This window comes from Carboxydocella sp. ULO1, assembly GCF_002049255.1.
Classification (GTDB): Bacteria; Bacillota.
The window spans coordinates 1-18,657 of sequence record NZ_BDLQ01000016.1; the positions used below are offsets into that span (position 1 = coordinate 1).

At 49.3% G+C, this 18,657-nt stretch carries 20 protein-coding genes, 19 tRNA genes, 1 pseudogene, 1 riboswitch and 1 other annotated feature; of the genes and pseudogenes, 14 read left to right on the forward strand and 26 right to left on the reverse strand.

The genetic code is table 11. The annotated features are described in order from the left end of the window. Positions 1 to 520: 520 nt before the first annotated feature. The 19 genes from ULO1_RS03685 to ULO1_RS03775 all read right to left on the reverse strand — a co-directional run bounded on the left by ULO1_RS03685 (position 521) and on the right by ULO1_RS03775 (position 13,011). Positions 521 to 615: transfer RNA gene (locus ULO1_RS03685), tRNA-Ser, on the reverse strand. 75 nt (positions 616 to 690) lie between these two features. After that, positions 691 to 1,170 carry a tRNA adenosine(34) deaminase TadA gene (tadA, locus tag ULO1_RS03690; RefSeq protein ID WP_375804195.1) on the reverse strand — a complete coding sequence of 160 codons (480 nt, stop codon included), beginning with the start codon at positions 1,168 to 1,170 and terminating at the stop codon, positions 691 to 693. 21 nt (positions 1,171 to 1,191) lie between these two features. After that, positions 1,192 to 1,266: transfer RNA gene (locus ULO1_RS03695), tRNA-Arg, on the reverse strand. A 6-nt stretch (positions 1,267 to 1,272) separates the two neighbouring features. Next, positions 1,273 to 1,349 (reverse strand) — tRNA-Arg (locus ULO1_RS03700). A 5-nt stretch (positions 1,350 to 1,354) separates the two neighbouring features. Next, positions 1,355 to 1,449: transfer RNA gene (locus ULO1_RS03705), tRNA-Ser, on the reverse strand. A 10-nt stretch (positions 1,450 to 1,459) separates the two neighbouring features. Beyond that, a tRNA-Ser gene (locus ULO1_RS03710) sits at positions 1,460 to 1,550 on the reverse strand. A gap of 39 nt (positions 1,551 to 1,589) precedes the next feature. Beyond that, on the reverse strand, positions 1,590 to 2,795 hold the full coding sequence (locus ULO1_RS03715; protein WP_079933014.1) for an MFS transporter: 1,206 nt from the start codon (positions 2,793 to 2,795) through the stop codon (positions 1,590 to 1,592). Positions 2,796 to 2,861: 66 nt separating this feature from the next. Continuing rightward, positions 2,862 to 4,133: a serine--tRNA ligase gene (gene serS / locus ULO1_RS03720; protein ID WP_078664721.1), complete on the reverse strand. Its 1,272-nt coding sequence runs from the start codon at positions 4,131 to 4,133 to the stop codon at positions 2,862 to 2,864. 146 nt (positions 4,134 to 4,279) lie between these two features. Next, a complete protein-coding gene (locus ULO1_RS03725; RefSeq protein ID WP_079933015.1) occupies positions 4,280 to 4,924 on the reverse strand; it encodes a histidine phosphatase family protein in 645 nt (214 codons plus the stop codon). Between the two features lie 29 nt (positions 4,925 to 4,953). Then, a complete protein-coding gene (gene serA, locus ULO1_RS03730) occupies positions 4,954 to 6,531 on the reverse strand; it encodes a phosphoglycerate dehydrogenase (protein ID WP_079907003.1) in 1,578 nt (525 codons plus the stop codon). Positions 6,532 to 6,577: 46 nt separating this feature from the next. After that, positions 6,578 to 7,723, reverse strand: a complete 1,146-nt coding sequence (locus ULO1_RS03735; protein ID WP_078664724.1) for an alanine--glyoxylate aminotransferase family protein — start codon at positions 7,721 to 7,723, stop codon at positions 6,578 to 6,580. 71 nt (positions 7,724 to 7,794) lie between these two features. After that, positions 7,795 to 8,021, reverse strand: a binding site (T-box leader). A 102-nt stretch (positions 8,022 to 8,123) separates the two neighbouring features. Continuing rightward, positions 8,124 to 8,222: riboswitch (glycine riboswitch) on the reverse strand. 177 nt (positions 8,223 to 8,399) lie between these two features. Then, positions 8,400 to 8,969, reverse strand: coding sequence for a pyridoxal 5'-phosphate synthase glutaminase subunit PdxT (pdxT, locus tag ULO1_RS03740; RefSeq protein WP_078664725.1), 570 nt, complete (start codon positions 8,967 to 8,969; stop codon positions 8,400 to 8,402). Position 8,970: 1 nt separating this feature from the next. Beyond that, the gene (gene pdxS / locus ULO1_RS03745) at positions 8,971 to 9,855 is read right to left on the reverse strand and encodes a pyridoxal 5'-phosphate synthase lyase subunit PdxS (protein WP_078664726.1); all 885 of its coding nucleotides are present in this window, start codon (positions 9,853 to 9,855) and stop codon (positions 8,971 to 8,973) included. 145 nt (positions 9,856 to 10,000) lie between these two features. Next, entirely contained in the window at positions 10,001 to 10,543 is a 543-nt protein-coding gene (locus ULO1_RS03750) for a cytochrome c3 family protein (RefSeq protein ID WP_078664727.1), read from the reverse strand. A 92-nt stretch (positions 10,544 to 10,635) separates the two neighbouring features. Next, positions 10,636 to 11,403, reverse strand: coding sequence for a formate dehydrogenase subunit gamma (locus ULO1_RS03755; protein WP_079933016.1), 768 nt, complete (start codon positions 11,401 to 11,403; stop codon positions 10,636 to 10,638). A gap of 11 nt (positions 11,404 to 11,414) precedes the next feature. Continuing rightward, positions 11,415 to 12,305 (reverse strand): cytochrome c3 family protein, encoded by an 891-nt coding sequence (locus tag ULO1_RS15105; protein WP_079933017.1) that lies wholly within the window; start codon positions 12,303 to 12,305, stop codon positions 11,415 to 11,417. 27 nt (positions 12,306 to 12,332) lie between these two features. Then, a complete protein-coding gene (locus ULO1_RS03765; RefSeq protein ID WP_079907007.1) occupies positions 12,333 to 12,524 on the reverse strand; it encodes a hypothetical protein in 192 nt (63 codons plus the stop codon). A 13-nt stretch (positions 12,525 to 12,537) separates the two neighbouring features. After that, a complete protein-coding gene (locus ULO1_RS03770; protein WP_078664731.1) occupies positions 12,538 to 12,732 on the reverse strand; it encodes a hypothetical protein in 195 nt (64 codons plus the stop codon). A gap of 87 nt (positions 12,733 to 12,819) precedes the next feature. Beyond that, positions 12,820 to 13,011: a hypothetical protein gene (locus ULO1_RS03775; protein WP_079907009.1), complete on the reverse strand. Its 192-nt coding sequence runs from the start codon at positions 13,009 to 13,011 to the stop codon at positions 12,820 to 12,822. A 505-nt stretch (positions 13,012 to 13,516) separates the two neighbouring features. On the opposite strand from ULO1_RS03775, the gene ULO1_RS03780 reads away from it, so the two are divergent. The 14 genes from ULO1_RS03780 (at position 13,517) to ULO1_RS03845 (ending at position 14,774) form a co-directional block, all read left to right on the forward strand. After that, positions 13,517 to 13,593 (forward strand) — tRNA-Pro (locus ULO1_RS03780). Positions 13,594 to 13,669: 76 nt separating this feature from the next. Beyond that, positions 13,670 to 13,745, forward strand: a tRNA-Glu gene (locus ULO1_RS03785). Between the two features lie 4 nt (positions 13,746 to 13,749). Next, positions 13,750 to 13,825, forward strand: a tRNA-Thr gene (locus tag ULO1_RS03790). Positions 13,826 to 13,835: 10 nt separating this feature from the next. Beyond that, positions 13,836 to 13,921, forward strand: a tRNA-Tyr gene (locus ULO1_RS03795). Between the two features lie 6 nt (positions 13,922 to 13,927). Next, positions 13,928 to 14,002, forward strand: a tRNA-Gln gene (locus ULO1_RS03800). A gap of 9 nt (positions 14,003 to 14,011) precedes the next feature. Next, positions 14,012 to 14,087, forward strand: a tRNA-Lys gene (locus tag ULO1_RS03805). An 8-nt stretch (positions 14,088 to 14,095) separates the two neighbouring features. Beyond that, positions 14,096 to 14,178: transfer RNA gene (locus tag ULO1_RS03810), tRNA-Leu, on the forward strand. Between the two features lie 14 nt (positions 14,179 to 14,192). Next, a tRNA-Gly gene (locus tag ULO1_RS03815) sits at positions 14,193 to 14,267 on the forward strand. Position 14,268: 1 nt separating this feature from the next. Continuing rightward, positions 14,269 to 14,343: transfer RNA gene (locus tag ULO1_RS03820), tRNA-Arg, on the forward strand. 7 nt (positions 14,344 to 14,350) lie between these two features. Next, positions 14,351 to 14,426, forward strand: a tRNA-Thr gene (locus ULO1_RS03825). Between the two features lie 9 nt (positions 14,427 to 14,435). Continuing rightward, positions 14,436 to 14,526, forward strand: a tRNA-Ser gene (locus ULO1_RS03830). 9 nt (positions 14,527 to 14,535) lie between these two features. After that, a tRNA-Gly gene (locus ULO1_RS03835) sits at positions 14,536 to 14,609 on the forward strand. A gap of 7 nt (positions 14,610 to 14,616) precedes the next feature. Next, positions 14,617 to 14,692 (forward strand) — tRNA-Met (locus ULO1_RS03840). 5 nt (positions 14,693 to 14,697) lie between these two features. Further along, positions 14,698 to 14,774: transfer RNA gene (locus ULO1_RS03845), tRNA-Val, on the forward strand. Positions 14,775 to 15,099: 325 nt separating this feature from the next. Here the strand turns inward: ULO1_RS03845 and ULO1_RS03850 are convergent. From ULO1_RS03850 to ULO1_RS03875, 7 genes and pseudogenes are all read right to left on the reverse strand, one after another. Continuing rightward, on the reverse strand, positions 15,100 to 16,026 hold the full coding sequence (locus ULO1_RS03850) for an NYN domain-containing protein (protein ID WP_143325402.1): 927 nt from the start codon (positions 16,024 to 16,026) through the stop codon (positions 15,100 to 15,102). A gap of 232 nt (positions 16,027 to 16,258) precedes the next feature. Then, positions 16,259 to 16,522 (reverse strand): hypothetical protein, encoded by a 264-nt coding sequence (locus ULO1_RS03855; RefSeq protein WP_079933018.1) that lies wholly within the window; start codon positions 16,520 to 16,522, stop codon positions 16,259 to 16,261. After that, positions 16,522 to 17,112, reverse strand: coding sequence for an N-acetylmuramoyl-L-alanine amidase (locus tag ULO1_RS03860; RefSeq protein ID WP_079933019.1), 591 nt, complete (start codon positions 17,110 to 17,112; stop codon positions 16,522 to 16,524). The genes ULO1_RS03855 and ULO1_RS03860 overlap by 1 nt, the downstream gene beginning before the upstream one ends. 1 nt (position 17,113) lies before the next feature. Continuing rightward, positions 17,114 to 17,356, reverse strand: coding sequence for a hypothetical protein (locus ULO1_RS03865; RefSeq protein WP_079933020.1), 243 nt, complete (start codon positions 17,354 to 17,356; stop codon positions 17,114 to 17,116). Between the two features lie 45 nt (positions 17,357 to 17,401). Next, entirely contained in the window at positions 17,402 to 17,554 is a 153-nt protein-coding gene (locus tag ULO1_RS14675; protein ID WP_159446824.1) for a hypothetical protein, read from the reverse strand. Next, positions 17,551 to 17,790, reverse strand: coding sequence for a hypothetical protein (locus ULO1_RS03870; RefSeq protein ID WP_079933021.1), 240 nt, complete (start codon positions 17,788 to 17,790; stop codon positions 17,551 to 17,553). The genes ULO1_RS14675 and ULO1_RS03870 overlap by 4 nt, the downstream gene beginning before the upstream one ends. A gap of 15 nt (positions 17,791 to 17,805) precedes the next feature. Beyond that, a pseudogene (locus tag ULO1_RS03875) lies at positions 17,806 to 18,657 on the reverse strand (hypothetical protein); the annotation flags it as partial.

Here is an 18,657-nt window from a genome sequence, read left to right on the forward strand (position 1 = left end):
GAACTGGAGTCCTTAATTACATATAATTACATAAATGTCATATATACCATAATGCGTAATGACCAAAACATAGTTGACTACCATTCATAAAATTAATGCAACGCTACTGTTCAAGTTTAGAAAAATTATTATCCATATTGAAATACGAAGTATATTTTTGAGGAGTTCTTAACAGGTTTATTTTACTCATAATTATCTCTCCTCTAATCATTTCCGTATCACCACCTTATCATATAGTTGTTTCTCCTGTCAATATTTTCAGGGGCAATGATGAGATATATAATTTTATACAGAAATTATCCCACAATAATGATATTCCAAAACCTTTTGCTAAATAAAAATATCCGGCAAAACAGTGGTCGCCGGATATAAACTATTACCTCTACTGGTTCATCCGTATTAAGAAGACAACTTATGTCAACGCTATGCTTTTTTATTTATATTTTATTATACCAGGAAAAACCAAATCAAAAAAAGCCTGGCGAACCCTTTAAGTTCACCAGGCCGTCTTATTCAAATCTGGCGGAGAGAGTGGGATTCGAACCCACGAGACGGGTTTTGGCCCGCCTACTCGATTTCGAGTCGAGCGCCTTCGACCAGCTCGGCCATCTCTCCGCATGGCTCACGCCCTATATTGTAGCACATTTTTATCAGCTTCACAACTACAAGTTTTGACAACAAAACCCGGGCCTAAACCCGGGCATCTCTCTGCTTATTCAGCCTTAACTTCCGAAAAAACTCTTTCATCAGTTCCTGGCACTCCTCCGCCCGTACCCCGGCAGTCACTTCCACCTGATGATTCAAGCCCGGATGCCGGACCAGATCCATTAGACTATCTACCGCCCCGGCCTTGGGATCTGCGGCGCCATAAACCAGCCGTTCAATGCGGGCCTGGACAATGGCCCCGGCACACATAGGACAGGGTTCAATCGTTACATACAGGGTAGACTCGGTCAGGCGCCAGCCCCCCAGTTTACGGGCAGCTTCCCGTATAACCAGCATTTCAGCATGGCCAGTGGGATCCGGGGCCAGTTCCCGCCAGTTGTGGGCAGCAGCCACTACCTCACCCCGGCGCACCAGCACAGCGCCAATGGGCACTTCCCCCAGGGCCATAGCCTTTCTGGCCTCAGCCAGGGCCAATCCCATGTAATATGCATCATCGTGCTCCAGCTGCATCGCAATTCCCTCTGATGGTGTCCTCGTCAGGAGTCGAACCTGAATCTACCGCTTAGGAGGCGGTTGCACTATCCGTTGTGCTACGAGGACGGAAAATGGCGCGCCCGGCAGGATTCGAACCTGCGACCACCAGATTCGTAGTCTGTTACTCTATCCAGCTGAGCTACGGGCGCACAAATGGCGGAGAGAGAGGGATTCGAACCCTCGATACGGGTTTTAGCCCGTATAGTCGCTTAGCAGGCGACCGCCTTCGACCTACTCGGCCATCTCTCCAGCTTCTGACTGGCGGAGGGGGTGGGATTCGAACCCACGGAGCCCGTCAAGGACTCAACGGTTTTCAAGACCGCCTCCTTAAACCGCTCGGACACCCCTCCGCGATACATAAAAGAGTATAGCATAAGCTATTTTTCCTGTCAATAAACTCTGTTTAATTGCCTGTTAACTACCATTGCAGCCAGCAACATGAAAAAACAAACTGCACTGAGCCAGAGCCAGCCGCCCCATTGCCAGACATAACCCAGAAAGTAGCCACCAGCAGTTCCCCCCAGATAATAGCAGAGCAAATAGAGAGCCGAAGCCGCTGCCCGGGCCTGTCTGGCTTTACGGCTGACCCAGTTGCTGGTTGCGGCATGGGCAAAGAAAAAGCCAAAACAGAAGAAAATCAAGCCCGCTACAATCAAAAACAGCGGTTTCAGTATCATCATGACCAGGCCCAGTGACATCAAGACCAGACCGGTTAAAATGCGTTGCGGTATGGTCAGTCTGCCATCCAGCCGCCCCGATAAAGTGGAACTAAAGGTACCGGCCAGATAGGTTAAATACAAAAAGCCGGTAGCAGTAGCAGAAAAATAATAAGGAGCCTGTTGCAGGCGGAAACCCAGATAATTGAAGAGGCCAACAAAAACAAATAAAATCATGCCACCTAGAAGAAAAGCATTACGCAAAACAGGATTAGACCAGTGTTCCTTGATCTCCGCCAGTGCTTTCTGCCCGCTGAAGGGCCGGCTGCGAAAATGCCGGGAGGGAGGTAGCCACCAGAGGAAAAGCACATAACCCAGAAGGCATAAGCCCCCCAGGACTAAAAAGGCATAACGCCAGCCCCAGTAATCGGCAATCACGCCGCTGATAATCCGGCCACCCATACCGCCAATGGAATTGCTGCTGATAAACATTCCGATAGCAGCAGCCACAGCCCTCTGTTCATATTCCTCCCCAATGTAGGCATAGCCAAGGGCCGGTAAAGCGGCCAGAAATACTCCCTGCAAAGCCCGTAACAGAACCAGCTGAGGAAAGTTCTGCACAAACACAGCCGCAAAAGCCAGCAGGGCTGTTAATAGCAAACCGGCAGCCATGATCTTTTTTCTGCCCCAGGCATCGGAAACCGTTCCAAAAACCAGCATAAACACGCTCAGGGTGAAAATCACCGCCGAAACAGTCAAGCCAGCCTCGGCCGGTTTGACCCCAAACTCCCGGGTAAAAAGGGGCAAAAGGGGCTGGGTGAAATGCAAATTGGCAAACACCGCCATCCCCCCGATGCTCAAGGCAATATTGGCTTTCAGATATTCCCGGCTACCTGCCTGGATCCTGGTCTTGCTTGCGACTTCTCTGCTCTCCCCCATAGCTGTCTCCCTTCCCCGTAAATGAGCTAACAGACACGGGCACTATACCCGTGTCTGTCCCTTTTTCTATCTAATTACTTCCAATCCACCCATGTAGGGCCGCAGGACTTCCGGTATCACTACCGAACCATCTTCCTGCTGATAGTTTTCCAGGATAGCAGCCAGGGTTCGGCCAACAGCCAGCCCTGACCCGTTCAGGGTATGGACATATTCCGGTTTGGCTTTGGCATCCCGGCGGAAGCGAATACCAGCCCGCCGGGCCTGGAAGTCTTCGAAATTGGAACAGGAGGAAATCTCCCGGTAGGTATTGTAACTGGGCAGCCAGACCTCCAGGTCATAGGTTTTGGCCGATGAAAAGCCCAGGTCACCGGTACACAATACCACTACCTGGTAAGGCAGGCCCAGCAGTTGCAGCACCCGTTCCGCATTGTTGACCAGTTTTTCCAGTTCCTCATAGCTGTCTTCCGGTTTGGTGAATTTGACCAGCTCCACTTTGTTGAACTGGTGCTGGCGAATGAGGCCGCGGGTATCCCGGCCGTGGGCCCCGGCTTCGGCCCGGAAGCAGGCACTGTAGGCACAGTGATAGATGGGCAGCTGACTGCTATCTAAAATCTCTTCCCGGTACAGGTTGGTAACCGGAACCTCAGCGGTAGGAATCAGGTAGTAATCTGTCCCTGAAACAGCAAACATGTCTTCCGCAAATTTGGGCAGCTGCCCGGTCCCGGTCATGCTTTTGCTATTGGCCAGAAAGGGTGGGAAAACTTCCACATAGCCATGTTCCCGGGTATGTAAATCCAGCATGAAATTGATCAGCGCCCGTTCCAGACGGGCTCCTGCCCCCTTGAGGAAGGTAAAGCGGGTACCGGTCACCTTGCCGCCCCGTTCAAAATCCAGAATGCCCAGGGCTTCCCCGATTTCCCAGTGAGGTTTGGGTTCAAAATCAAATTGCCGCGGTTCTCCCCAGCGCCGCACTACCGGGTTATCGTTACTGTCAGCGCCAACTGGAACGGAGCTATGGGGTACATTGGGAATAGTCAGAACGATTTCTTCCAGTCTGGCTTCGATTTGGGCCACCTGCTCATCCAGTTCCTTGATGCGATTGCCCACTTCCTTCATAGCCGCCATCAGCTCAGTAGCATCCTGACCCTGTTTTTTTAAACGGCCAATTTCTTCCGAAGTGGTATTGCGCTGATTTTTCAGCCGCTCAACTTCCACCAATAACTTCCGTCTCTGCTCATCTAGTTGCAGGAACTCCTGCAGGGAAACCGCTGCCCCCCGGTTCTTTAAAGCCTGTTCCACTATTTCCGGGTTCTGGCGGATGAATTTGATGTCCAGCACGAATTTCGCCTCCCATTTCCTTGATTAAGGAATATTTTACTATATCTATTCCTGTTTGGCAAAGGGCTTTTGCTGGCATTATGCATACATTATACCTGGTCGCAGGAAAAGTATCCCCACTTCCATTGCGGAAGTGGGGATAGGTGTTATAATGCCTTCTGATCGACATCCCAGATCAGAGAGCCCAGATGACAGGTATCATTGAGTTTACTTAGCCGCCAGCGACCATCTGGCAGGTATTCCACCACATTGATACAGGTGTTATCCTGGCGGAAGAGCCAGAAGTTGGCCAAATCCATGCCCAGGGCATAACAGAAGAAAGCGCGGATAGTGGCATCATGGCTCAGTACCAGCACCGTCTCCCAGGGATGGCGTTTGGCGATCATCTCCAGAGCTGCTACTGCCCGATCCTGGACCTGCTTAAGGCATTCCCCGCCCCCGGGCATGGTGATTTGATGGGGAGCGGATTGCCAGATCTCCAGTTCCACTCCGTATTGTTCCTTTACCTCATGGGCATACAGCCCCTGCCAGCAGCCATGGTGAATTTCCGTCAATCCCTCCACGATTTCCACCGGCAGCTGATGCTTTTCTGCAGCTTTTCTAGCAGTTTCATAGGCCCGGCTCAGCGGACTGGAATAGACAGCGGTGATGGGTAATTTAGCCAGGGCCTCAGCCAGCCTTTCCGCCTGCTGCCAGCCCAGCGGGGAAAGTTCAGTGTCCAGCTGGCCCTGATAACGCCCTTCCCGGTTCCAGTTGGTTTCACCATGGCGGGCAAGAATAATTCTGGTCATAAACTAAAGCTCCTCCCCGATTAGTTTTTCTATAAAGAAACGAACTTGACATCGATAATGCCATCTATTTTGGCTATTTCTCCTAGAATTGCCTCCGGTACCACATTATCCACCGCCAGCACCATCACAGCCCGGCCACCCACCTGTTTGCGGCCCACCTGCATTCCAGCAATGTTGATGTCATGCTCACCAATGAGGGTGCCCACCCGCCCGATGATCCGGGGCTTATCAATATGGGGGGCAACCAGCATGTAGCCTTCCGGCACCATGTCGATGCGATAACCGTCTATTAAGACGATGCGGGCATCATTATCCCGGAAGAGGGTACCGCCAACGGCTTTAGGACAGGGCCCGCCTGTCAGTTTGACGGTAATCAGGTTGGTATAGTCATGGGCCTCTTCTTCCCTGGTTTCCATGATGCGCAGGCCCCGCCCCTTGGCCAGCTGTACCGCATTGACATAACTGACCGGCACATCACTGTAGGATTCCATAATCCCCTTGATGATGGCGGTAGTCAGGGGAGCGGTATTGATGCAGGCTACATCCCCGGCATAGGTGATCTCGATATTCTCAAACTCGGAAGTGAGCTGGGAGATAAACTTGCCCAGCTTTTCCGCCAGGGCCAGATAAGGTTTAACCACCAGAGCATCTTCTTTGGGAATGGCCGGCATATTCACAGCATTCTGGGCCATGCCGCCCTGCAGGATGGTGACAATCTCCCGGGCCACATCCAGAGCCACATTGACCTGGGCTTCCTCGGTAGATGCCCCCAGATGCGGGGTAACTACCACATTGGGCAGTTCAAACAACGGGCTTTCCGTCGTGGGTTCCACTTCAAAGACATCCAGCGCTGCTCCGGCCACCTTACCTGTCTTCAGAGCCTCATACAGATCCTGTTCATTGATGATGCCACCGCGGGCAACATTGATAATCCGTACCCCCGGCTTCATTTTGGTCAGGGTTTCCCGGTTAATCAGGTTAACCGTTTCCTTGGTTTTGGGCAAATGCACGGTGATAAAGTCCGCTTCCCGATAGACATCCTCCAGGGACACCAGTTCCACCCCGATTTCCCGGGCCCGCTCATGGGTGATATAGGGGTCATAACCGATGACCTTCATGGCAAAGCCCTGGGCCCGTTTGGCCACCGCGGTACCAATCCGCCCCAGCCCAATAACCCCCAGGATTTTATCCCGCAGCTCCACGCCGGTAAATTCCTTGCGCAGCCATTTCCCCTTTTTCAAGGCCTCATTGGCCTGGGGTACATGGCGAGCCAGGGCCAGCATCAGGGCCAGAGTGTGTTCAGCCGCGGCAATGGTATTGCCATCGGGAGCATTGACCACAATAATACCATGCTGAGTAGCAGCCTGAACATCGATATTGTCCACCCCGACACCGGCGCGGCCGATTACCTTCAGGTTTACCCCCGCCGCAATAATGGGGGCAGTGATCTTGGTAGCACTGCGCACCACCACGGCATCATAGGCGGGAATCATCTCCACCAGTTGCTGTTCGCTCAGCTTTTCCTCGATTACGTCCACAGTAAACCCGGGTTCCCGCAAGATATCTATTCCTTTTTCACTGACACCATCTAAGACCAGTATCCGCATAAAAATCCCCTTTCCCCTTATCTAACTTCATTAACTGCGAAACCTCTTACCCTTCCAGAAATACCTTCTGGGCGGCAGCCACACCGGCACCCAGCTGTACCGGATAGCCCACTTCAACCAGGGCCATTTCCAGCGCCCCAATAGCCAGGATAATATCCAGCTTATCGGCATAACCCATGTGGCCGATCCGGAAAATCTTGCCCTTCAGTTTGCCCTGGCCACCGGCAAAAGTGACCCCGTATTTGGTACGCAATACCTTGCGCAGGTCTTCGGTATTGAGCTGGTCATTGCCCTTAACAGCAGTTACAGTATGGGAAGCTACTTCATCAGCAGCCAGCAACTCCAGGCCCAGTGCTCTGATCGCGGCCCGGGTAGCTTTTGTCATAAGGGCATGCCGGGCAAAGACTTCCGGTAAGCCTTCCGCCAGGATCATGTCCAGAGCAGCTTCCAGCCCGTAAAAGAGGGTAACATTGGGAGTCCAGGCGGTATTCCACTCCGCCATATTTTTTCTGGCCTGCTTCAGGCAGAAGTAGAAACGGGGAGCTTTGGCCGTCTCCATAGCCTGCCAGGCCTTTTCACTGACACTGACCAGAGCCAGCCCCGGCGGCAACATCAAGGCCTTCTGGCTACCGGTAACCATGATATCCACCTGCCATTCATCAGTGCGGATATCCATCCCGCCCATGGAGCTGACGGCATCCACCAGCAGGACAGCATCGGTTTTGGCCACCAGGGCTCCCAGACCCCCGATATCATTGGTCACACCGGTGGAAGTCTCATTGTGGGTAGCCAGCACGGCCCGGTACTGATTGGTAGCCAGCTTTTCCTCTACCTGTTTCAAATCAATGGCTTCACCCCAGGGGAACTCCAGAGCATCTACCTCTGCCCCGTATAAACGGGCGATTTTGGCAAAACGCTCGCCGAAGTTACCGGTAACCAGGGCCAGTACCTTGTCCCCAGGGCTGATCACATTGGCCACTGCCGTTTCCAGTCCCCCCGTACCGGACTGGGTGAGAATAAACAGGTCCTTTTCAGTCTGAAAAACCTGTTTGGCCTTTTTAATCAGCCGTTCGTGCAGTTTGGCAAAGTCCCCACTGCGGTGACCGATCATGGGCCGAATCATGGCCTGCTGGACCGCCGGTGGAATAGGTGTCGGCCCAGGAATCATCAGATACTTTTTGTCCTGCAACATTAAAATCAACCCCTCTCCCGGATTTAGATGATTATTATAAATAGAAAAGCTCTCATCCATAAAGCCTCAGCTTTAGGGACGAGAGCTTGTTCCCGCGTTGCCACCCTAATTGGCCAAAAGGCAATAATATCCCCTTGACCCTCTCGATGCGATAACGGCGCCACCGTATCCACTTACCAGGCCACGGCCCTTCGGTGGATCCCCTCCAGGGCGGATTCAGCAGTTCCCAGGACCGGTTCGCACCAACCACCGGCTCTCTTGCCTGTTTCCTGCCTATGTTCCCTTTCAACGGGTTACCCTTATGAGATGATGGTTAGATGGAATTATAAGAAAGGACCAATCTCCTGATTGGTCCTCTGGTCACTGCTGCTAAAAGGGTAAACGAAGCCACAAACGCATCCTGTCGCTCCCTGTCCTTTTGCCTGAGAGATTGACCTGCCGGCTGGCAGGCTTGCTCCTTCGGCGCCCGGTCTTGCCAGGTCTCTCCAGAGGTCTGTCCGGTTACAGTACCTGGCTCAAAAGCCACCTGAGAGTTTGAGCGACATAATACCGCCTTGCCCCTTCGGCGGTAACGGGTAAACCCCGTTACCTTCTTCTGCAACCTTCATCCAGAAGCTGTATTCATTTTTGTTTACAATTATACGAAGACAAATGTCTTATGTCAAGTAACATTCACTTATTTTTTACACAAATCCACAAAATACTGATGCAAACGATAATCCTCGGTCAGCTCGGGATGGAAAGCCGCCGCCAGCGCCTTGCCCTGTCGGGCCAGGACGATCTTGTCCTGGAAGGTAGCCATTACCTCAACCCCGGAACCAACTCGTTCAATGTAGGGGGCCCGGATGAAAACCGCCCGCAGGGGTTGTGCTCCGATAGCGGGAACCGGCAAATCCACTTCAAAGCTGTCCACCTGTCGACCATAGGCATTGCGCTTGACAGTCATCTCCATCAAGCCCAGCCGCGGCTGTTCACTGCCCATAATCTCGGTTGCCAGCAGAATCAAGCCGGCACAGGTTCCAAAAACCGCCATCCCCTGCTGAAAACGCTCCTTGATTTCGGAGAGCAGGCCAAAATCCACCATCAATTTGCCGATGGTAGTTGATTCACCTCCGGGGATTACCAGCCCCGCCAGCTCTGCCAATTGCTCCTTTTTACGTACTTCAACAACTTCCACACCCAGTTTTTCCAGCACCAGCCGGTGCTCCCGAAAAGCACCCTGCAGAGCCAATACCCCGATTTTCATTTTACCAGCCCCGATCCTGCATTCTCATTTCTGGAGTAATGGTGGAAATATCGATCCCGACCATGGGCTCACCCAGGTCTTTAGAAACTTCCGCCAGTACCTGCGGATCATTGTAGTGGGTTGTGGCAGCTACAATGGCCCGGGCCCGTTTGACCGGATCCCCGGATTTGAAGATACCGGAGCCGACGAAAACACCATCACAGCCCAGCTGCATCATCAAAGCTGCATCAGCAGGAGTAGCGATACCGCCAGCAGCAAAGTTCACCACCGGCAACTTCCCGGTTTTGGCCACTTCCACCACCAGTTCATAGGGAGCGCCCATCTCCTTGGCTGCAGTCATCAGCTCTTCCTGGGGCAGCATCTGCAGACGGCGAATTTCTCCCATCACCGTGCGAAAGTGTTTGACTGCTTCCACCACATTACCGGTACCAGGCTCGCCTTTGGTCCGGATCATAGCTGCCCCTTCCCCAATCCGGCGCAGGGCTTCCCCCAGGTTTTTAGCCCCGCAGACGAAGGGTACCTTGAACTCCCATTTATTGATGTGGAATTTATCATCCGCAGGAGTGAGGACCTCACTTTCGTCAATATAGTCCACACCCAGGGACTCCAGGATCTGGGCCTCCACAAAATGACCGATTCGGCACTTGGCCATTACCGGGATGGTGACCGCATCTTGAATGCGCTTGATTACCGTGGGATCGGCCATGCGAGCAATTCCGCCCGCGGCCCGGATATCGGCCGGTACTTTTTCCAAAGCCATAACGGCACAGGCGCCCGCTTCCTCAGCGATTTTAGCCTGTTCCGGTGTAGTTACATCCATAATGACGCCGCCTTTCAGCATTTCTGCCAGGCCAGCTTTAACGCGAAAAGTTCCCCTTTCCATGATGTTCTTCCCTCCTACACTTTGTTCCTGAATATTTTACTACACTTTTCCTGCGCTGACAAGCTATCTGTACTATTCCGATAGAGAAAGTATAAAAAGTAAATGCCCGGCTCTCAATTCTGCCGGGCATGGCAAGATAAAATATTTCCTATTGTTTGGGTACATTCTCTCCGTGACAATCCTTACATTGATTGGTAGCTTTGCTGCCATTATGACATTTCAGGCAGACCGGCATTTTGATCCTGGGACTTCCTGGCTGCCGGGTGGAATGCACCAGACCAGCATGACAATCCACACAGTCTACTCCCTTCTGAGTATGATATTCATGGGGAACCACCAGCCCCCCCGGAGGAGAAATATCCCGCTGCCGGCTATGGCAATCCAGGCAGACTGCATTGGGCACTATGGTTTTCTTCTTGATGGGTTGATTGTAAAAACCGCGCCAGTGTTTATAAGCCAGCTCGGTCATGGGTACATTGGGATGGCATTTGAGACAGCCAATGCGGCCATGGGTAGATAAGCGCCAGGAATTGATCTGTGGTTGCATTTCATGGCAACTTCCGCAAAGGCTGTTTTCTTCTTTATTTTGGGTATAACCGATACTGCCTACGCTAAAAAAAGTAGCAATCAATAAACTCACTACCAGCATGGCCATCGTCAATGTACCCCAGACCCGAAATGTTTTGACCATTTTCCTGTCCCTCCTTTAGCTTAACCCCAGAGGCAAATATTCAGCCAGAAACCAGCCCAGGATGAGAAAGTAAATGATCATTTCAACAATAATCAAACCTTTGTTGCGACTGTGTTTGAAGACGGCCATGCCTCTCCCTCCTGTCCTTCCTCCGGTATCAGGATGATTTTTTCCTGCTCCTTTTTAATTCGCTCCAGTTCCAGGGGATGTTCGTGTTCCATTACCCTAATATCCATCAACCCATTAAACCAGGTTGTGCTGCCCGGGAAAAAATCGGGATTGAAGTGAACATTATAAAAATGCCAGACAAAGATAGCCAGAATGGCCAGTACCGCCTCATCACTATGACCAATCCGCCAGCAATCAATGAGCCAGCGGGGCATCAGGGCCGCTCCCCATTCCGGCATCATCATGAAAATACCGGAACCACCAATGATGAACATCCCCCAGAATACCGCCCAGTAGTCAAACTTCTCCTTGTAGGAATAGCGATCAAACCGGGCTGGTTGGTCAGTAAAACCCAGCTGGTATTTCAGGTGTTGCACCAGGTCAGTTACATCCTTTAAAGTTGGCATAATGGCCCAGCCCAGATCTTTTTTAACCAGCATTTTGTAAAACATCCAGACCAAATGATAAATACTAACTGCAATCATGGTTAATCCGCTGCCGATATGAATATTGAGCATGGTATCCGGCCCGCCAAACCAGCGGGCAAGGGCCAGGGATAAACTGTTATCATGCCATTTAATGGGCAAGCCGGTAATAGTACAGAGAATAAAGGTAGAAAACATACCAATATGGTGAATACGTTGATGAAGATTCCAGCGTCTAACTGCAGCTCGGTAGTGCCTTTTTTCCATTCCAACCCCTCCTAGTGTTGCTGTTCCCCGCTGGCCAGCGCATTTCTAAGCTTGCGATACAGTTCCAGCTGCATATGAATGATTAACAAAGTAACAACAATTATAGTCAACCAGACAAAAAACTTCAGGGTATAGTACATGGGAGCTCCTTCACCCTCTTTTTCCAGAAGAAAATGCTCTTTCCCCGCAGCAAAATTGACTTCAGGCTTAAAATGACATTTAGCACAGGTTTTTGGGGTATTGGTTTTGCTCACCGGCGAAGCCGCCATACCGGGCCCCTTAATTTCATGGGAACCATGACAATCCACACAGCTGGCCGCTTTCTGACTGCCCAGCAGAACCGCTTTGCCATGGAAGCTCTCTTCATAGGACTCCTTGATCCGCCCACTGTGACATCCTGCCGCAGTACAGGTATGGGGGATTTGCTGTTTGGCTACCAGCGCCAGGGCGTCTTCTTTTTTGCGGATATTGTGCACCCCATGACAGGCACTGCACCGCACCTTCCCGTTATGCACACTGTTGCTGTATACCGCAGTTACATCCTTATGACAGTCCCGGCAATTATTATCAATAGCTACTCGCATTTTTTCCCCGGTCAGGGCCCCGGTATGGGGATATTCAGTAATATCCCGATGACAGGTGGTACAGCGATTGGTTCCATGCTGGGAAACCAGATATTCCCCTTCATCAACATAAAGACTGACTATTTTGCCATCCATTTTGGTTTTCAGCCCGATGGCGCCATGGCAGCGCAGACAGCCTTCATTGAAGCGGCGATTTTCCGCCAGTTTGGCAGCAAATTGTTCTTCAGCTCCAAAAGCCGTCCCCTGTTTAAACCAGCAGAGGAACAGCCCCATTAATATCAGTAAGGTCAGCCTCAACGGGCTCATTGCTTTTTTCATTATTTCGCCTCCTTATCAGTACCCGTCTCACGGATGCACCATAACCCCTGCTACAGCAACGGAAATAGCTCCTATCCAGATCACCAGGGTCAGTAAAACAAACAGGAGCATACCCGAAACATTTCTGGTTTTAACCTTATAAAGGGTAACATAAGCACTCACTGCCAGAGAAAAAAGCAAACATAATACCCCCAGCGTTATTAATACAGCCTTTAACATGCTCAATCCCCCCTTACATCACCGCCGGCCAGACCAGACTGACGGCCAGCACAAAAGTTATTGCCGAAATGAGCACCCCCAGGAACATGGTTAACAGAGACCTTACCACTCCATTGCCAGCAGGCAACACATAGAACGCTACATATCCGCCTGAGCTAAAACCAAACACCAGTGAAAGAAGTGCACCAATTCCCAGCAAAGTTAACATTGGACAACCCTCCTCCACAAAAAAACCGAACCTCCCTGAGGCCCGGCCAGCTACCGGTCTCAGGACTTGAAAGTCTCCGGACTGGGTTTAACGGTATTTGGTTTCCCAGTTACTGCAATCTTCCCTGGTATCGATGATAATGAAGCGCTTGCAATGTCTGCATTTAATGTAGATTTTGGTACGTGCCCTTTGTGCAACGATTTTGCCACACATGCAACGAACATCAGCCATTAAATGACTTACTTCCGCCCCTTCCTTGTGGGGAATAATACCTGCCACACCTTTCACCTCCTTCGCCAAAGAAAAAGACCGGTCAGGAGTTCCTGTCAGGAACTCCTGCCGGTCTCCGGACTCAAAGGTCTCTGGACTCTAGAATCACTATGAAGTTTTAAAATGAATAACAGGTTTGGTACGCATTTCATTTAAACGGATTAGAATAAACCTTTTGCAACGACGACATTTAATGATCAAGGTATTATCCACAACCTGACAGATCAGTTTACCACACTGACAATTGACATTGCCCATACAAAACTCACTTCCCTCCCCGGCAGTAAATCTTCGCTGACTTACCGCCTCTCCCAACCATAACCGCTGCAGGAGATTGTGGCCAATTTCACATTCGCGGCGCCGCTTGTTTGTGAAACTTTGTACGTATATTATTCTTCTTCGGTTGCAAAAATCCTGCTTATTGTCCTTCAATTTTTTAAATTTTCCTTCGAATTTATTCGACAAATTTTTTTGTTGACAACATGGGCATATCGGTGTATCATATTCTTTGCGACGGGGCGTAGCGCAGCTTGGTAGCGCACCTGCCTTGGGAGCAGGGGGTCGCAGGTTCGAATCCTGTCGCCCCGACCATCGCAATTCCAGGATATAATGCAAGAAAAAGTGTTGACAAACACGGAATGGTTGTGTAAAATACAGAAGTGCATATGGCCCCTTGGTCAAGTGGTCTAAGACACCGCCCTTTCACGGCGGTAACACGGGTTCGAATCCCGTAGGGGTCACCAGCCTGCCGGCGTAGCTCAACTGGTAGAGCAACTGACTTGTAATCAGTAGGTTGCGGGTTCAAGTCCTGTCGCCGGCTCCAGAATATCTATGGAGGAGTTCCCGAGTGGTCAAAGGGAGCAGACTGTAAATCTGCCGGCTGACGCCTTCGTAGGTTCGAATCCTACCTCCTCCACCATTTCGCTGGGGTGTAGCCAAGTGGTAAGGCAGCGGACTTTGACTCCGCCATGCGTTGGTTCGAATCCAGCCACCCCAGCCATTGTTTCATGAGCCATTAGCTCAGTCGGTAGAGCACCTGACTTTTAATCAGGGTGTCGCTGGTTCGAGTCCAGCATGGCTCACCATTATCCGCGCGGGTGTGGCGGAATTGGCAGACGCACTGGATTTAGGTTCCAGCGGGAAACCGTGGGGGTTCAAGTCCCTCCACCCGCACCAATTGTGGGCATTATGCGGAAGTGGCTCAGTGGTAGAGCATCGCCTTGCCAAGGCGAGGGTCGCGGGTTCGAATCCCGTCTTCCGCTCCAGGCGCCCGTAGCTCAGTGGATAGAGCGCAGGTCTCCGGAACCTGGTGCGTAGGTTCGATTCCTACCGGGCGCACCATCAGCTTGCCACTATAGCTCAGTAGGTAGAGCGCATCCTTGGTAAGGATGAGGTCACCGGTTCAATCCCGGTTAGTGGCTCCAGTTTAGCACGGAGAAGTACTCAAGTGGATCAAGAGGCAGCACTGGAAATGCTGTAGGGGGCGCAAGTCCCGCGTGGGTTCGAATCCCACCTTCTCCGCCAGTTTAAAATGCGGGTGTAGCTCAGTGGTAGAGCCCCAGCCTTCCAAGCTGGTTGCGTGGGTTCGATTCCCATCACCCGCTCCACTATCAACGCGGGGTAGAGCAGTTGGTAGCTCGTCGGGCTCATAACCCGAAGGTCGAGGGTTCAAGTCCCTCCCCCGCAACCAAACACGGGCGATTAGCTCAGTTGGTCAGAGCGCTTGCTTGACATGCAAGAGGTCACAGGTTCAAGTCCTGTATCGCCCACCATATTAAAGCCAGAAAAACCGCTAATATCAAGGCTTCGCGCCTGATTAGCGGTTTTTGTTTTCTGGAAACTTTTGTGCAATTTTATGCCCTTTTCGGCACCATAGAGACACTTTCGGGCACCATTTCGGCACCATCCAGGCCTTTTTCGCACTATGTTGAAGGGCAGGGAATATTCCCTGCCCTTCATAGCGAATAATAAATAACGAATTAAGAATAACGAATTAAAATAGCGAATTAGAAAAATAACGAATAATAACTCTGTGTATTATACTATATAACATTTTTGTAACATTTGCAACCAGAACATGTGTTTTTTCTGTTTTTACTATGCACATCCTTGTTCTAATTTTTGCTTCCCTTTTGATGTTATAATAACATGACTCTTCATTTCGTTCTCGTCCTCAGTTTCCTTCGTAGTATAATCTATCAACTCTTCCTTCTTTAGTTTATCTAATATTTTGCTACATGTATCTTGCGGAATCTGTAACTGTTTTTCTAAACCGTTCAATAGCCATGTTTTCCCAAGCCATTTTGAGGTGTTTCCATGTTGCTTGTGCCAATTATCTATAAATTTTAAAGCATCAATAATATAATCATCAATTATATATTCTTTTTGTTCAATATTAATAAACTCCATCAGATCCATACTAAAATGAGCATAATCAGTAATATTAACGTGTTTTGGTGCTGCGCTTGATAAATAATATAGATGAACAGTTTTCCCTTTATAAATCATACGACTCAGAATAGGGATCATATCACTATCAGCTGTAACAAAAACATATAACGATATATTTGAATCTTTGTAAGTACTTTCTATGGCATCTATACAAAGTTCAATATCGGAGGAGTTTTTTCTTCTCTCGTCAACTTTCCCATTCGAATATACATGTCTTATCTGAACTCTTTTCTTCTGCAAACTTGTTAGGCATGTCCTGATTGCTTGAAAGTCACCATAAACCCTAAATGTTCGAACATTATCCCTCCCATATGTGTCCCATAATCTAATAAAAAGATTTTTATCAGGTTCCGCATGATCAGGATCATGTGAATATTTCTTCATTAATGTCCAATATACATTATCATAATCAACAAATATGCCTACATTTTGTGTTTTTTTCATCTTTTCATATATTTGAAATGATTCTGCCATTATCCTTCCAAATGTATCAATTGCCATTTTTGTTTTATCTTCTCCCTCTCTTGCCCCACTATCTTTGATAGCAAGCTCATTCCCTTCTGCTTTTTGCATATCAACACCTCCCATATTATCTGATTGTTTAATTCGTTATAATATGAGTTTTCCCTTCCAAAATACGACAAATATTTTATTACTTTTAGTATTAAGCAATCGAGTAGAAGGGGGTGATTAACCCCCGTCCTCAAAATAACCCACCCTTTCGGGCGGGCGTCATGGAACAATAACTGGCACTGGTATAATCAGCTTCTCCTGGTTTTTGTTCGGATCAGGCTGGCCGTACCATTTACCTATCGCCGCCATCTGCATTACCTCCCTTTAGAGCCGCCTTGGTCAGACCATAGATACCGCTGGCTGTCGCCGCCCCAATAATGCCTTCCTTCACTGCCTCCAGCACCGGTCCGCCAAAGGCCCAGGCATTGAGGCCATTTAAGGCAGCGCCCAGAGCAATCACCAGCAGCCAGAGCCATTGTTTGGGTATACGAAAGGTTTGCTTCAAGCTCTCGGTAAATCCTACCGTCAGAGCCATCACAAGCTCAACCGGTAACATCAAACACTCTCCCCTTTCTTGTAACGCAAAATTGCCTTAACGATAGCATCCGCTAAAATTGCTTGATACGAATTACTGTTAAGTTTAGCCTCTTCGCCAGGGTTAGTCACGAATCCCATTTCTATCAGTACTGCTGGCATTTTTGTGCCGTTCAGTACCCACAAATCAGACCGAGGTCGTGCTCCTCTGCTTGGCGCCTTAGTTGCCACAATAAGCTCGGTCTGCACAAGTTCTGCCAACCGCTTCCCATTCTTACTGTCTGGGTTATACAGTGTTTCAATGCCAGCAGCCTGGGCCGAGCCAGCATTGCAATGCAAGCTAATAAAGATGCTTGCACCAAAGTTGTTTGCGATCTGGCACCGCTGCGCCAGAGATGGATACCAGTCGCTACCTCTTGTCAGCGTTACCCTTGCCCCTTGTAGCCGGAGCTTATCGGCCAGCACTTTAGCCACAGATAGGTTGACGTCCTTTTCTGCCGTCAGCAGTGTGTCATTCTCGCTCGCATTCTTACCATCGACTGCGCCCGGGTCTCTCCCGCCATGTCCGGGATCTATGCAGATTGCAAAGCCTTGCAGTTTTTTTGTTTCCATGTTACGCCCCTCCTTTGATGACAAGCGCTAAAAAAGCGCCGATAACGGCGCCGATGATGGTTTTATATATCCAGCTTTTGTCCTGCTCCAGTATTACCAGCCGCCTCTCCAGCTCCGCTGCCTTTCCCCGGGCGCAGTCCGAACCGCATAAAGGCACTATACTAAGCCTTTCCTCAATTCTCGCAAGCCGCTGGCTCATTTCGTTTAATCTATCCGATATTGCTCTAATATCTGTTTCCGACATCCGCCCGGCCTCCTTCCAAGCAAAATAAAGCCCCAAACAGCTTTACTATTGATTATTGATTTCCATTAAGATTTCTTGCTTTTCCTCTGGCATTAATGCCGGATACTCCATTAATATTTCTTCTGCTGTTTTTCCTTCTTCAGCCATACGTTTATTAATTACCCGCACAAAAATATTGCGTTTCCAGATGGGCATCATAAACCACCCCCTATTAAAGCAGCCAGAGCTGCTTCTAGGTCAGCTATCCGCTGTTCTCTTTCCTGTTCAGGGTCAGGATCATAGTTCTGCCCTGATTCTAATTTAAAACTAGATAAATCCATGACACCTTGAAAAGTAAAAACAATAGTATCGCCATTTATACCAATAATGGAATTACCATTCTTTATGATTTTTTCAGCCATAAATTCTTGCCCATTTATAATCAGTTTTTTCATTCGGTACCACCCCTATTAATAAATTACTCCGCCCCCGGATGTTACAGTTGCAGTGGTAGCTCCTGGCTGAGTAGTATCTTCCCGATGTATTATTCCTGCTCGTGCATTTAGGCCATAAGTGTTATTACTACCAGTATTACTCCAGCTGTTAACCTGTCCACAAGAAGATGATACAATTGCCCCCGCATAGTTTCCTGATGATGTTACATTACTTATGTCGCAATTGTTTATTACACATTTACCGAAAGAACAGATTAATCCTGCTCTATTAGCATCAGTAAAATTTTGGCCATTTATATTACAATAGGTAACTTGCACTTTTGAACTATTAACTATATTTATACCTCCTATCCAGCTCCCAGCAGGAAGTTTTATGGTAAAGCCTTTAATATATATATTAGCCGTGCAATGGTTTACATCGATCCGATTGACAATGTAATTAGCGGCAGATGTTAAGTCACTCCCGCCTAAAATATTTATTGCCCCTGAGCCAAAAATTCCTTTAATTATAACATTTTCACTATAAGTTCCTGCCGCAATATTTATCGTTACTGTGTGTTTTACTATTGCGGGGATTTTATTTACCGCCGCTTGTATTGTTTGAAGAGGTTGCGTCTGAGTTCCCGGGTTATTATCATTACCATTTACTGCATCAACATATAAGGTCATATCTGCCGTTGTAGTATTCGCCGCCCCTATATCCGCAGGAGTAAGTACGTCTGTCCCACCACTAGCGTGGGTAGATTTATGCGGCGAAGGCGTAAAGCTTGCCGGCTTATCCTCTAAATCCCCCCACTTCACGGCGCCCACCTTCTGCCATGCTGTGCCGGTATCCTGATAGATTATTTTGGTGTCAGTAGCAATGTA